This window comes from Agromyces sp. ISL-38, from assembly GCF_018613935.1.
Lineage (GTDB): Bacteria > Actinomycetota > Actinomycetes > Actinomycetales > Microbacteriaceae > Agromyces.
Genome location: NZ_JAGGPF010000001.1, coordinates 147,960 through 160,495 on the forward strand (window position 1 = coordinate 147,960; position 12,536 = coordinate 160,495).

The 12,536-nt window shown below is 69.4% G+C and carries 14 protein-coding genes; 7 read left to right on the top strand and 7 right to left on the bottom strand.

Features of this window, described 5'->3' with window-relative positions; translation table 11 throughout:
* The first annotated feature begins 211 nt into the window (after nt 1–211).
* Entirely contained in the window at nt 212–1,138 is a 927-nt protein-coding gene (locus tag J7E25_RS00700) for an RIO1 family regulatory kinase/ATPase (RefSeq protein ID WP_308164277.1), read from the top strand.
* A gap of 60 nt (nt 1,139–1,198) precedes the next feature.
* Here the strand turns inward: J7E25_RS00700 and J7E25_RS00705 are convergent, their stop codons facing one another.
* The gene (locus tag J7E25_RS00705) at nt 1,199–1,570 is read right to left on the bottom strand and encodes a DUF2255 family protein (RefSeq protein ID WP_214866999.1); all 372 of its coding nucleotides are present in this window, start codon (nt 1,568–1,570) and stop codon (nt 1,199–1,201) included.
* A 196-nt stretch (nt 1,571–1,766) separates the two neighbouring features.
* Between J7E25_RS00705 and J7E25_RS00710 the strand changes: the two genes are divergently transcribed.
* Nucleotides 1,767–3,158, top strand: a complete 1,392-nt coding sequence (locus J7E25_RS00710) for an MFS transporter (protein ID WP_214867781.1) — start codon at nt 1,767–1,769, stop codon at nt 3,156–3,158.
* 138 nt (nt 3,159–3,296) lie between these two features.
* Here J7E25_RS00710 and J7E25_RS17645 read toward each other — a convergent pair whose 3' ends face one another.
* Nucleotides 3,297–3,614 (bottom strand): MarR family winged helix-turn-helix transcriptional regulator, encoded by a 318-nt coding sequence (locus J7E25_RS17645; RefSeq protein ID WP_215007209.1) that lies wholly within the window; start codon nt 3,612–3,614, stop codon nt 3,297–3,299.
* Between the two features lie 57 nt (nt 3,615–3,671).
* On the opposite strand from J7E25_RS17645, the gene J7E25_RS17650 reads away from it, so the two are divergent.
* Both J7E25_RS17650 and J7E25_RS00720 read left to right on the top strand, forming a co-directional pair.
* A complete protein-coding gene (locus J7E25_RS17650) occupies nt 3,672–3,959 on the top strand; it encodes a hypothetical protein (protein ID WP_215007206.1) in 288 nt (95 codons plus the stop codon).
* 194 nt (nt 3,960–4,153) lie between these two features.
* Nucleotides 4,154–4,945, top strand: a complete 792-nt coding sequence (locus tag J7E25_RS00720; RefSeq protein WP_214867001.1) for a hypothetical protein — start codon at nt 4,154–4,156, stop codon at nt 4,943–4,945.
* A gap of 286 nt (nt 4,946–5,231) precedes the next feature.
* Here J7E25_RS00720 and J7E25_RS00725 read toward each other — a convergent pair whose 3' ends face one another.
* The 5 genes from J7E25_RS00725 to J7E25_RS00745 all read right to left on the bottom strand — a co-directional run bounded on the left by J7E25_RS00725 (nt 5,232) and on the right by J7E25_RS00745 (nt 9,984).
* Nucleotides 5,232–5,843, bottom strand: coding sequence for a nucleoside deaminase (locus J7E25_RS00725; RefSeq protein WP_214867003.1), 612 nt, complete (start codon nt 5,841–5,843; stop codon nt 5,232–5,234).
* 24 nt (nt 5,844–5,867) lie between these two features.
* The gene (locus J7E25_RS00730) at nt 5,868–6,668 is read right to left on the bottom strand and encodes an ABC transporter permease (RefSeq protein ID WP_214867005.1); all 801 of its coding nucleotides are present in this window, start codon (nt 6,666–6,668) and stop codon (nt 5,868–5,870) included.
* A 9-nt stretch (nt 6,669–6,677) separates the two neighbouring features.
* A complete protein-coding gene (locus J7E25_RS00735; protein WP_214867007.1) occupies nt 6,678–7,577 on the bottom strand; it encodes an ABC transporter permease in 900 nt (299 codons plus the stop codon).
* Between the two features lie 129 nt (nt 7,578–7,706).
* Nucleotides 7,707–8,894, bottom strand: coding sequence for an ABC transporter substrate-binding protein (locus tag J7E25_RS00740; RefSeq protein WP_214867009.1), 1,188 nt, complete (start codon nt 8,892–8,894; stop codon nt 7,707–7,709).
* 46 nt (nt 8,895–8,940) lie between these two features.
* On the bottom strand, nt 8,941–9,984 hold the full coding sequence (locus J7E25_RS00745) for an ABC transporter ATP-binding protein (RefSeq protein WP_214867011.1): 1,044 nt from the start codon (nt 9,982–9,984) through the stop codon (nt 8,941–8,943).
* 137 nt (nt 9,985–10,121) lie between these two features.
* On the opposite strand from J7E25_RS00745, the gene J7E25_RS00750 reads away from it, so the two are divergent.
* From J7E25_RS00750 to J7E25_RS00760, 3 genes are all read left to right on the top strand, one after another.
* A complete protein-coding gene (locus tag J7E25_RS00750; RefSeq protein ID WP_214867013.1) occupies nt 10,122–10,946 on the top strand; it encodes a FadR/GntR family transcriptional regulator in 825 nt (274 codons plus the stop codon).
* Nucleotides 10,943–11,728 (top strand): cache domain-containing protein, encoded by a 786-nt coding sequence (locus J7E25_RS00755; RefSeq protein WP_214867015.1) that lies wholly within the window; start codon nt 10,943–10,945, stop codon nt 11,726–11,728. The genes J7E25_RS00750 and J7E25_RS00755 overlap by 4 nt, the downstream gene beginning before the upstream one ends.
* 133 nt (nt 11,729–11,861) lie before the next feature.
* Nucleotides 11,862–12,410 (top strand): hypothetical protein, encoded by a 549-nt coding sequence (locus tag J7E25_RS00760; protein ID WP_214867017.1) that lies wholly within the window; start codon nt 11,862–11,864, stop codon nt 12,408–12,410.
* Nucleotides 12,411–12,536 lie beyond the last annotated feature (126 nt).

The window sequence follows — 12,536 nt, forward strand, 5'->3', positions numbered from 1 at the left end:
CTCGGCTCGGGCGGGGACAGCGGGAGTGATTCTGTAGACACGGCGCTGCCCGGCGGCGTAGGCTCGCGTGCGGGCCGCCTGTCGCGGCATCCGTCGCCCGAGACCGGAAGGAGAAATCGATGAACACCGTCATTGTCGTGCGCATCGCAGACACCCTTCCCTCTGAGGCCGCCCGCCTGTAGCCCATTCACTCCGGCGTTCGGTGGCCTCCGTGAATCTCGGAGAACCCACCTTGCACATCACCCCGTCACTCGACGAATCCGCCGTCGTGCGCTCGCACGTGGCATCCCACCCCTTCACGACCCCGCGCTTCGACGCGGGCGACCTCGCGTTCCAGCTGACGGAACCCGGCGAGGACCAGCGCTGGTCGACCTGGCCGGCCACCACTCCATCCGAACGCGGCCCGCTGCCGCGCCCCGATTGGCTCGTCACGGATGCCGCGGCGATCGATACCGAGCTCGGTGTCGTGAAGACCGGCAAGGAGGCCGACCTCGACCTCATCGAACGTGCGGTGCCAGGAGCTGAGCCCGGCACGCCAGGCCAGAGCGTGCTGCTCGCGGCCAAGCGCTATCGCGGCAGCGAGCACAGCCAGTTCCACCGGTCCACCGTCTACACCGAGGGCCGCGGCACCCGCCGGAGCCGTGACGCCCGCGCCGTCGCGAAGAGCACGACGTTCGGCCGAGAGGTCGCCCGCGTGCAGTGGGCGTATGCCGAGTTCGAGGCGCTGAAGCGACTCACCGAGCTCGGGGCATCCGTGCCCTACCCGGTGCAGGTGGGAGGCACGGAGGTGCTCATGGAGTTCATCGGCGAGGGCCGCGTCGCTGCACCCCGGCTCGCCCAGGTGCGCGCGACACCCGACGAGCTGCGCGAGCTGTTCCAGCAGATCGTCGAGTTCACGCGCACGCTCGCGCGCTCGGGACTCGCCCACGGCGACCTCTCGCCGTACAACCTGCTCGTGCACGACGGACGGGTGGTCGCGATCGACCTGCCGCAGGTCGTCGACCTGGTCTCGAATCCGCAGGGTTTCGACCTGCTGCACCGCGACTGCGTCAACGTCTGCGACTGGTTCACCCGGCAGCGCCTCGAGTGCGACGCCGACGAGCTCTTCAGCGAGCTGATCGCCGAGGTGTACCGGTGAGCGGCGGTGCACCGGCGCCGGTGCCGGTGAGCGGCGGCGCGCCGGCGCGCTCGGTCGGGGCTACGGCGCGGGCGTCACCCGCTGTGTCGTGCCCCGGGCGAGCGGGGTGAGCATCTCGGCGACGGATGCCGGTTCTGCCGCGTACTTCTCCTGGAGCGCGTCGTCGATCCGAGCCTCGAGCTCCGCATCGTTCGGCGCCTCGATCGCGACCGCGCGCGCCCCGGCCGGAGTGTCGAAGGCGGCGCCGCCGTTGCTGGTGGCACGCCGGTACCACTTGGCGTCGGGCCCGTACGCGGAGCGCACGTAGATCCCGTCGTCGACCGCGACGGCCCAGATCGGCGTCGGAATCGTGCGCCCGTCGCGGGTCGTCGTGACGATGTGCACCGTGTCGGTGGAGCGGAGGTAGTCGAACAGTTCGTCGTGCTCTGCCACATGTCCAATGAAGCAGCATCCGGAGGACGTCTCGCAGGTGATCGCCGCGGGCGAACGCGCGTGCGCGAGCCGCTACCGCAGCGGCATCCGTGAGCGCTACAGTGCTCGAAGATCAGCGCCGATCGAAACGGAGACGGATGCCACGCCCGGCCGCTCGCGTCACCTGCCGTTCATCCGACCGAACGAGGCTTCAGTCATGACCCTTCCCCCCGAGCCGTCCCCGATCGACAGCGACGCCGTGAAGGTGATGGGCCTCGAGCTGCAGGAGGGGCGGGTCATCCCGCGCCGACAGGTGTTCTCGTGGGCGCTGTGGGACTGGGCGACGCAGCCGTTCAACTCGGTGATCCTCACGTTCGTGTTCACGGCGCTGTACCTCACGAGCGATACGTTCCTCGACCCGGCGGTCGCGGAGCTCGCCGAGGGAGACCCGTTGCGCGAGCGCGGGCTCGCCGACCTGGCGAGCGGGCTCGGATGGGCGATCACGATCGCGGGCATCCTCATCGCCGTGCTCGCCCCGGTGCTCGGTCAGCGAGCGGATGTCGCGGGCCGGCGCAAGCTCTGGCTCGGCGGCGCCACCGCAGCGCTCGTGCTGTGCATGTTCGCCCTGTTCTTCGTGCAGGGCGCGCCCGCGTACTTCGTGCTCGGCGTCTCGCTCATCGCCGCGGGGACGGTGTTCAGTGAGATCGCGGGCGTGAACTACAACGCGATGCTCGTGCAGGTGTCGACGCCGAAGACGGTGGGCAGGGTCTCGGGTCTCGGCTGGGGCCTCGGCTACATCGGCGGCATCATCGCGCTCGTGCTCGTGGTCGTCGCGACCACCTTCGACTGGTGGGGCATGCCGACCGACAACGGGCTCGCGTTCCGGGTGATCGCAGTCGGATGCGCCGTGTGGACGATCGCCTTCGCCTGGCCCGTGCTCGTGTATGTGCCCGAGGCACCGCCCGCACCGCGCCGCGAGCGAGTGTCGTTCTTCCGCAGCTACGCGGTGCTCGTCAGGGACGTCATCGCGCTCTGGCGCGGCACCCGGCCGACGTTCTGGTTCCTGCTCGCGAGCGCCGTGTTTCGCGACGGCCTCGCGGGCGTGTTCGCCTTCGGCGCGGTGATCGCGGCGGTCGCGTTCCACTTCACAAGGGACGAGGTCTTGACCTTCGGCATCGCTGCCAACCTCATCGCCGGTCTTTCGACCATCCTCGCGGGCCGCTTCGACGACCGCTTCGGACCGCGAGCCGTCATCATCTTCTCGCTCAGCGGCCTGCTCGTCGCCGGCCTCACGGTCTTCTTCTTCCACGACTCGGGCAAGCTCGTGTTCTGGATCTTCGGTCTCGTGCTCACGCTGTTCGTGGGCCCAGCCCAGGCGGCGTCGCGCTCCTTCCTCGCGCGCGTGACTCCCGCCGGCCGCGAAAGCGAGATCTTCGGCCTCTACGCGACGACCGGTCGCGCGGCGAGCTTCCTCTCGCCGTTGCTGTGGGCGTCGTTCATCGCCGCGTTCGGAGCGACGTACTGGGGCATCCTCGGCATCATGATCGTGGTGGCGGCGGGCCTCGTGCTCATGCTCTTCGTGAAGGTGCCGGCTGCCGACCGTGCCTGAGGTCGGCAGCATGACCTTGCTTCAGGTTTGCAGGACGTCGGCCGATTCGTAGGACGCGGAGCGGCGCATCCGTCCTCCCAAGCGCCCGAAGTCCTCCAAACCTGGCCTGCCGAGCTCCCGGCGGTCCGAGAGAGACGGTCAGTCGCGTGGCCAGGCCGCCACGAAGCGTGAGAGCAAGCGGGCGAGCTCGGCGCGCTCCTCGGGAGTGAACTCGGCGAGCGCGGTCACGACGGCGTCGCGCCGCGTGCCCCTTGCGTCGGCGAGGATCTTGCGGCCGGCCGCGGTGAGCACGATGGCGCTGCGACGCGCATCGGCGGGGTCGACCTCGCGCCGGGCGTGGCCGGCGTCGATGGCCGCCTGCACGAGACGGCTCGCGCGCGGCTGATCGACCCCGATCGCGTCGGCGAGCTCGCTCACCGACGGCGGGCGCTCGGTGCCCTCGAGGGCGTCGAGCAAGCGGAAACGCGCAGCCTGTGCGAGCCCATCGCCTCGGCGACCGCCACGGAGGTGCGGATGCCCCCGCCCGGTCCCCTCCTCGGCGTCATCGGCATCCGGGCCGCCCGTCCCGCGACCGCCACGTCGGTGGCCGTGTCCGCGAACGTGCTCGTCATGCGCGTGCTCGATGTGCGCGTGGGCAGAGCCGAAACCGTGGGTATCGCCATGTCCGCGCCCGAGCCCGTGCTCGTTCGCCTCGGCGCGACGCTGCAGCCGCCTCCGGCCCTGGTCGCGACGCATCGCGACAAGGGCCGCTTCGATGAGGGCTACCGGGTCGTTCGGGTCGGGCGCGTCATCGGACCCTGAGCGTTCACCGGGCGGGACTTGACGCGATCCGTTCATGTATGTCATTCTACATACACATGTAATAGTGCATGTAATTGATCAGGTGCCCGACACGGGCGTGAGCGGATCCGCCGCCTGTGAGCACCTCCCCGAGCGGGCGAGCCTCGAGTACCGCCCGCAACACCGACGCGCACCGCGTCACGAAAGGAACACGCGTGACCACCCACGACAACCACACCGAAACCACTGTCCCCACGAGCCCGCGGCCCCTCGGCTACTGGCTCCGCGTCATCGACCGTCGCCTCGACGACGCGATGCGCGACCTCTTCGCCGCCGAGGGCATCAGCCGCCGCGATTGGCGCCGGCTCAACCTCATCGCCGGCACGGTCTCCGACCCGGGCATGACCGAGCGGCTGGCAGCGCGCCCCGAGCGCATCGCTCCGCTCGTCGAACGAGGCTGGGTCACCGGCGAACCCGGTTCCTGGAGCCTGACCGAGGCCGGCGAGGCCGCCCTGCAGTCCCTGCACGGGCGGGTCTCCTCACTCCGCGCGACCGTCGCTGAGGCCGTCAGCCCCGAGGACTTCGCCACCACCATGAGCTCGCTCGAGGCGATCGCCCGCAAGCTCGGTTGGAGCGAAGACGAGCGGATGCCGCGCAAGCGCCGCCGCTGGTTCGGCCACGGTCGCCCCGGCGAACGCGGCCCCGGGTTCGGCCACTCTCACGACAGCGAGCACGAGCACCGCGTCGGCCACCGCGGCGAGCGCGGGCACGGGTTCGACCGCTCTCACGACGGCGAGCGCGGGCACGGGTTCGACCGCTCTCACGACGGCGAGCGCGGGCACGGGTTCGACCTCTCTCACGACAGCGAGCGCGGGCACGGGTTCGACCACCGTCACGACGGTGAACACCGCCACCGCTTCGGCCACCGCGATCACGTGCACGGTCGCGACAGCGATCGCGACCGCGGCACCGACACCGACACCGACCGCACGGACGCTGCCGAGTGACCCGGCACCCCGGTCCGATCCAGGGGATGTTCTCTCCGCAAAATCGCTGAACAAGTCGACGAATCTACCGATTTTGCAGAGAGACATCCGCCTCGGATGAGCGGTCGTGAGTTTCCTCGCAGATCAGTAGACAAGTCGACGAATCTACCGATTTTGCAGAGAGACATCCCCTTGGATGGCAGTAGCCTTCGACGCCCGCCACCGCAAAGGCCCGATGCTCACCGAGCATCGGGCCTCTTCACGCCTGCCGCGCCTGCAGCGCCTGCCGCGCCTGCCGCGCCTCCCGCTACGCGCCGCCGGTCTCGGTCACGCCGCGCGCGTTGTAGACGACCGCGTCCGACGCCCCATAGGCGCGGAACACCTCGAGCGCGTCGTCGTGTCCGACGCCGACCGACACCCGGATGCCGCGCCGCTCGAACTCGCCCTCCCAGTCCTCGGTCATCGGCCCCTCGTCGAACCCCGTCAGCCGCTCGAGCTCCGCCCCCTCGCCCGCGATCGTAAGCCGCCGCACGCCCGACCACATCGTCGCGCCGTAACACATCACGCACGGCCGCCAGTTGACGATGAGCTCGAGATCCGCGCCGCCCGCCCCGAGATCCCACCGGCCGACCGCGCGCTGCGCGAGGCTCAGCGCCATGACCTCGGCGTGCATCGAGGTGATCCCGCTCGCGAGCACCACGTTCACGCCCATCGAGACGAGAGCTCCGGATGCCGCGTCGACGACGATCGCCGCGAACGGCCCACCGTTGCCCGCACGCCAGTTGCGATCGGCGAGCTCGTTCACGAGGCGCATCCGATCCTCGGGCGTGGCGAGCGGAGACGCGGCGAGCGCGGCCATGTCGTCGACGAGCCACGAGGGCAGCGACGCGGAGAAATCGGTGGCGAGGGAGGCATCCATACCGGTTATTCTGCCTCCTCGCGCTCAGCGCCGCTGCTGCTCGGACCCCGACAGCCGCTGCGCGATGTAGATCGGGATGATCGACACGAGCACGAGCACCACCGCGATGACCGCCACGATCGGCGCCTGGCTCGGCCGGAACATGTTGTTCAGGATGAAGATCGGCAGCGTCGTCACACCCGACCCCGCCGTGAACGTCGTGACGATGATCTCGTCGAAGCTCAACGCGAACGCCAGCAGACCACCAGCCAGGAGCGCCGAGCGCAACTGCGGGAAGGTCACGAGCCGGAACGTCGTCCAGACGCCGGCACCGAGGTCGGCCGACGCCTCCTCGAGATTCGTGCCGAGCCGCCGTAGCCGCGCGATGACGTTGTTGAACACCGTCACGATGCAGAACGTCGCGTGGGCGATCACGACCGTCCAGATCGAGAGCGGCACGCCCATGATCGTGCGGAAGAAGTTGTTGAGCGCGATGCCCGTGATGATGCCGGGCAGCGCGATCGGCAGGATGATGAGCAGGCTGATCGCCTCGCGGCCGAAGAACTCGAATCGCTGCAGCGCGAGCGAGATGAGCGTGCCGAGCACGAGCGAGATGATCGTCGAGACGATCGCGACCTGCACGCTCGTCCCGACGGCCTCGAGCGCTCCTGCGCTCCGGAACGCGCGCCCCCACCACTCGAGCGTGAGGCCCGGCGGCGGCCACGTGAGCGACGTCGACGTCGAGAACGAGTTCACGAGCACGACGAAGAGCGGCACGTAGACGACCAGGAGGATCAGGCCGGTCACGAGACCGAGCGTCGTGCGGGAAAGGCGAGAGAGTCGCATCCGTGATCCCTAGAGGTTGTCGAGCGCACCGGTGCGGCGCACGAGGAAGAGGTAGCCGAAGATGATGACGATCGGGATGAGGGCGATCGCGGATGCCAGTGGCAGGTTGTTCGCCGCACCGACGTTCGTGTAGACGAGGTTGCCGAGCATCTGGTTCGCGCCGCCCACGATGTTCACCGTGATGTAGTCGCCGAGCGAGAGCGAGAAGCTGAAGATCGTGCCGGCGATGATGGCCGGCAGTGCCAGCGGGAAGACGACGAGCCGCAGCGTCGACCAAGTCTTGCCCCCGAGGTCTCCGGATGCCTCGAGCAACGAGTCGGGCACGCGCTCGAGTCCCGCATAGATCGGGAGGATCACGTACGGCAGCCACAGGTAGGCGAGCGTGATGATCGTCGCGGGCAGGCCGTAACCCGGAGTGTGCCCGCCGATCGGCGCGACGAGCCACTCGAGGATCCCGTCTTGCGAGAGCACCGAGCGCCACGCGTACGCCTTCACGAGGTACGAAGCCCAGAGCGGCGTGAGCACCGCGATGACGAGGATGCGCTGCATCCGCGGCGTCGCGACCTTCGCCATGAAGAACGCGATCGGCAGGGCGAGGGCGACGTCGATGAGGGTCACGAGCAGCGCCACGCCGAGGGTGCGCAGGGTCACCGTCTGGTAGAGCGAACCCGTGACGACGGTGAGGATGTTGTCGAGCGTCCACGTCTGGCTGATCTTCCCCGTGAAGCTGTCGACCGTCCAGAACGCGGTGACGAGCAGCAGCACGAGCGCCACGATGTAGACGAGCCCGAGCCAGAAGAGCGGCGCGCTGAGCAGCAGCGCGAGCCGGGCCCGCGGGTGCGTGCTGAGGAACACCGACCCCTTGCGGGCGGCGGAGTCGCGTGGACGCGGCACGGTTGCGTGGGTCAATGCATGTCCTGTCGTGTCGTTGGTGGCGGTGGTTGAGTAGCCAGCGCGGCAGGCGTATCGAAACCACTGGGTTGGCCCGTGGTGGTTTCGATACGCGTCGCCTGCGGCGGCGCTACTCAACCACCGGGGCTAGCCCTTGATCTCCGACCAGGCCTCGGTCCAGCCGGAGTAGTCGACGCACTCGACGTCCGTGCGTCCGTCGAGGCACTCGGCGATCGGGGTCGACCAGTACCAGATCTGCGACGCGTAGTCCTCGTCACCGGCGTGGAACGCCTCGCAGGATCCCTCGGAACGGAACTCGCACGCGGCCTCGTTCGACGGCGCCTCACCGAAGTACTCGGTGGCGGCGGCGTTCGCCTCGGGGCTCGCGATGTAGTCGAGCCACGCGTACGCGCAGTTCGGGTTCTTCGCCTTCGACGCGATCATCCAGGTGTCCGACCAACCGGTGGTGCCCTCCTCGGGCAGCGTGACCGCGGTCGGCGCTCCCGAACCCTCGAGCACGTTCTGGATGACCTGCCAGCTCGTGCCGACGACAGTGTCGCCGGTCTCGAACGCCTGGATCTCCTTGAGGTAGTCGGACCAGTACTCGCCGATCGACGCACGCTGCTCCTTCAGCAGGTCGACGGCCGCCTGGAACTGCTCCTCGTCGAGCGCGTACGGATTCTCGATGCCGAGCTCGGGCTGGTGGGCCATGAGGTACACCGCGGCATCCGCGATGTAGATGGGCGAGTCGTAGGCGGTGACCTTGCCCGTGTTCTCGCTCGCCTTGTCGAAGACGACGTCCCACGACGTGGGCGCCTCGGGGAACAGCTCGGTGTTGTACATGAGGAGGTTCGCGCCGTACCCGTGCGGCACGCCGTAGGCCTCGCCGTCGACCGAGTTCCACGACTGCATCTTCAGGAAGTCGTAGATGCCCTCGTAGTTCGGAATGAGGTCGGTGTTGATCGGCGCGACGTCGCCCGCGGCGACGAGACGTAGCGAGGCGTCACCGGAAGCCGCGACCACGTCGTAGTCGCCCGTCTTCATGAGGTTGAACGCCTCATCCGAGGTGCCGTACGACTTCGAGGTGACCTCGCAGCCGGTCTCCTCCTCGAAGGGGGTGACCCAGTCGACCTCGGGGTCGTTCGTGCCGTCCTCGACGTAGCCAGGCCACGCGAGCAGCGAGACCTGGCCCTCGAACTCACCGAGTTCGTCGGCCGCCTCGCCGCCTGCGTCGTTGTTGGCAGCAGTCGTGCCGCAAGCGGTGAGTAGCGCGATCGAGGCGAGCGCGAGGCCCACCGTCGCGCCACGGCGTGCCGTGGGGGGAATCCGCTTCATGGTTCTCTCCTGTTCCTGTGTGGTGTGCCGTGTGGTGCGGGTCTGTTCACGCGGCGGCATCCGTCGCTGCAGCGAGCGCGACGACGTCGGCGTCGTGCCAGCTCACGACGACGCGGTCGCCGCGTTCGTCGTCGTGCGCCCGGTGCCGGTCGTTCTGTTCGAGCACGGTGACGCGGGTGCCGGCGTCGAGGTCGACGACGAGCCGGATGCCGCTGCCGAGGTAGATCGCCTCGACGACGGTGCCCCACGCGTTCCTGACTCCGTCGCCCGCGAGTTCGCCCGCGCCGACGGTCATCTTCTCGGGCCGCACGGAGTGTTCGCCCGCTCGGCCGAGCAGCGCGAGCGAGCGCTCGGTGTCGAGGAGGTTCGAGGTGCCGACGAAGTCGGCGACGAATCGGGAACCGGGCCGCTCGTAGAGTTCGGCGGGCGTGCCGAGCTGCTCGATGCGGCCGTCGTTGAAGACGGCGATGCGGTCGGAGAGGGTGAGCGCCTCCTCCTGGTCGTGCGTGACGAAGATGAAGGTGATGCCGAGCGCGCGCTGGATCTCCTTGAGCTCGACCTGCATCTGCTCGCGGAGCTTCAGGTCGAGGGCGCCGAGCGGCTCGTCGAGCAGCAGCACCTTCGGCTCGACGACGGTGGCGCGGGCGAGCGCGACGCGCTGCCGCTGGCCGCCCGAGAGCTTCGAGGGCTTGCGTGCGGCCATCTGCTCGAGCTTCACGGCGGCGAGCGCGCGCATCGCCCTCTCGTTACGCTCCTTGCGGCCGATGCCGCGCACGCGGAGACCGTAGGCGACGTTGTCGAGCACGTTCATGTGCGGGAAGAGCGCGTAGTCCTGGAACACCGTGTTGACGTCGCGGTCGAACGGGGCGCGCTTCGTGACGTCGTGCCCGAAGAGCTCGATCGTGCCGCCGCTGGGTTGTTCGAAGCCCGCTATGAGCCGCAGCACGGTGGTCTTTCCCGATCCCGACGGGCCGAGCATGGAGAAGAACTCGCCGGCCGCGATCTCGAGGTCGACGTGATCGACCGCGGTGACCGAGCCGAACTCCTTGGTGAGCCCCGTCAGGCGGATGGCCGGCTGCGAGTCGGTCATGTGTTCTCCTTCGACATGCACAAAACATCTGGAACCAGTTGTTCGTGGTCAAAATCATATGGCTCCAGATGTAAATGTCCAGAGGCCCGTGTTACGGTCATGTCACAGATTCGCCAGCACGGATGCCGGGAGGTCGGATGCCGCAGACCACGGGCCGCGGCGACGCCACGCGCGCGGTCGTCTTCTCGCCGCTCGACGGCGCCGGTCGCGCCGAGCTCGTCGAGCAGCGCCTGACCGACGCCATCGTCGCGGGCGTGCTGCGCGACGGGGAGCGCTTGCCGAGCGAATCCGAGCTCGCCCGCAGCCTCGGCGTGGCCGTCGTGACCGCCCGCGAGGCGCTCGAGTCGCTGCGTGACAAGGGCCTCGTGCTCACCCGTCGCGGCCGCGACGGCGGCAGCTTCGTCACCCACGACCGCGACGCCACGACGCGAATGATCGACGAGCGCGTGCGCGCGCAGAGCCGCATCGAGCTGCGCGACCTCTCGCTGCACTACGCGGCGATCGCCGGCATGGCCGCCGAGGTCGCGGCCGACCGCGCGAGCGACGACGACGTGCAGAGCCTCGTCGAGATCGACGAGCGCGCCGACCTCACCACGCCCGGCGGCGCACGCCGGGCCGTGGGGCGCTTCCAGCTGGAGATCGCCGCGGTCAGCCAGTCGCCGCGACTCGTGCACGAGGAGCTGCGCCTGCAGGCCGAGACCGGCAGCCTGCTCTGGCTCTGCCTGCGTGAGCAGGACTATCGTGACCGGAGCAGGCAGGCGCGACTCGACGTGATCGAGGCGATCCGCTCGGTGGAGCCCGAGCGGGCCCGCCGGGTGACGACCGATCACATCGCGTCGGCCGTCGAATGGCTCATCGAAGAGAAGGTGCGGCTCGAGGCGAGCGAACCGCCAGAGGCGCCCGGGCCTGCCGGGTCGCCAGAGGCATCCGTCGCCGAACGAACGGAAGGAGGCGCGGCATGACCGTCACCGTCGATGTCACCGCGCAACTGATCGCGCAGCGCATCGCCTCGACCATCGACCCCGTCTTCGCGATGATCGACGGCTGGCGCGACGCGGTCGAGCGCGCGATCGCGACCGAGCCCGAGCCGCGAGCGGCGAGCCTCGACCCGCTCATCGCCGCCCTCGTGGCACCCGAGCTCGAGCGACCCGGCAGCCTCATCACGGGCGCCGGCTTCGTGGCGTCGCCCGGGTTCCTCCCCGATGCGCCGTGGCACCTCGCGTGGTGGCTGAGCGGAGCGAACACCTTCCGCGCGGCGCCCGACGCCGGGCTGCGTCGCCTCGCCACGGTGAACGACCCCGACTCCGAGCAGTTCCGCGACTACACGACGCTCGAGTGGTGGCGGGTGCCCGAGCGCACCGGCACCCGGCACCTCACCGGCCCGTACGTCGACTACCTCTGCACCGACGACTACACGGTCACCATCACGACGCCCGTAATGGCCGCCGGAGAGCTCGCGGGCATGGTCGGCACCGACCTGTACGTCGCGCGCCTCGAGCGAGTGCTGCTTCCGGTGATCCGCGAGTCGGGGCATCCGTGCTCCCTCGTGAACGCCTCGGGCCGCATCGTCACGTCGACCGACCCGCATCGGGCCACCGGTGCGCTGCTTCGGCTCGACGGCCTCGTCGACGCGCTCACGCCGTTGCGCGATGCGGTCACGGCGACCGATGCAGCGGCGCTGCCGGGCGGCGCGACCCTCGTGCCGTGCGGCGACACGTCGCTCGCGCTCGTGCTCGAAGCCTGAGGCATCCGACCACTCCCGACGCCGGGGAGGAACCGTGGTCGCCTCGGATAGTGTGTACGCGGGGGACTGGAGTACGCGGTCGCTGTCGCGATCGCGGTCGCGATGAGCGAGAGGCCGCGATCAGCTCGTGACGATGACCCTGAGAGAGAAGCAGCGCCGTCGCCTGCGTCGTCGGATCGCCGCCTACGTGGGCGTCACGGCGGCGTGGGCCACCTCGGTCTGGCTCAGCACGGTGCTCGAACCCCCCGACTGGCTGCACCTGCCCGTCCTGTTCATGCACCTGGTCTCGCTCGTCGTGGGCCTCGGCGCGGTCCTGATGATCGAGTGGCACGCGCTCCTCTGGGCCACCGGTTGGGGCCGCGTGCGGGAGTTGCGGCAGGCCGACCGCACGTTGATCCTGCCGATCTGGGTCGGGCTCGGCGGCCTGCTCCTGAGCGGCGCGCTCCTCCAGCCGCACCTCGACCACCCCTGGACCATCGTCAAGCTCGTCGCGGTGCTGGTGCTGTCCCTGAACGGCGTCGCGCTCACGCGGTGGACGAGGGATCTCTCGCGCCTGCCCTCGAAGGCACGCTTCGCCGCGCTGCCGAAGAGCGCTCGGATCGCGTTCATGACGAGCGCGATCGTGTCGCAGATCGCCTGGTGGACCGCGGTGCTCATCGGCATGGTGAACTCCACCACGTGAACATCGGCCGGCGTCGACCCCCACCGCGGGTCGACGCAGTTCTTTGGGCGCACTCAGATCGTCGAGATAGGCTCACCCCATCCCAGTACCCGACCTGAGGATGAACGATGCGTCATACACCCGATG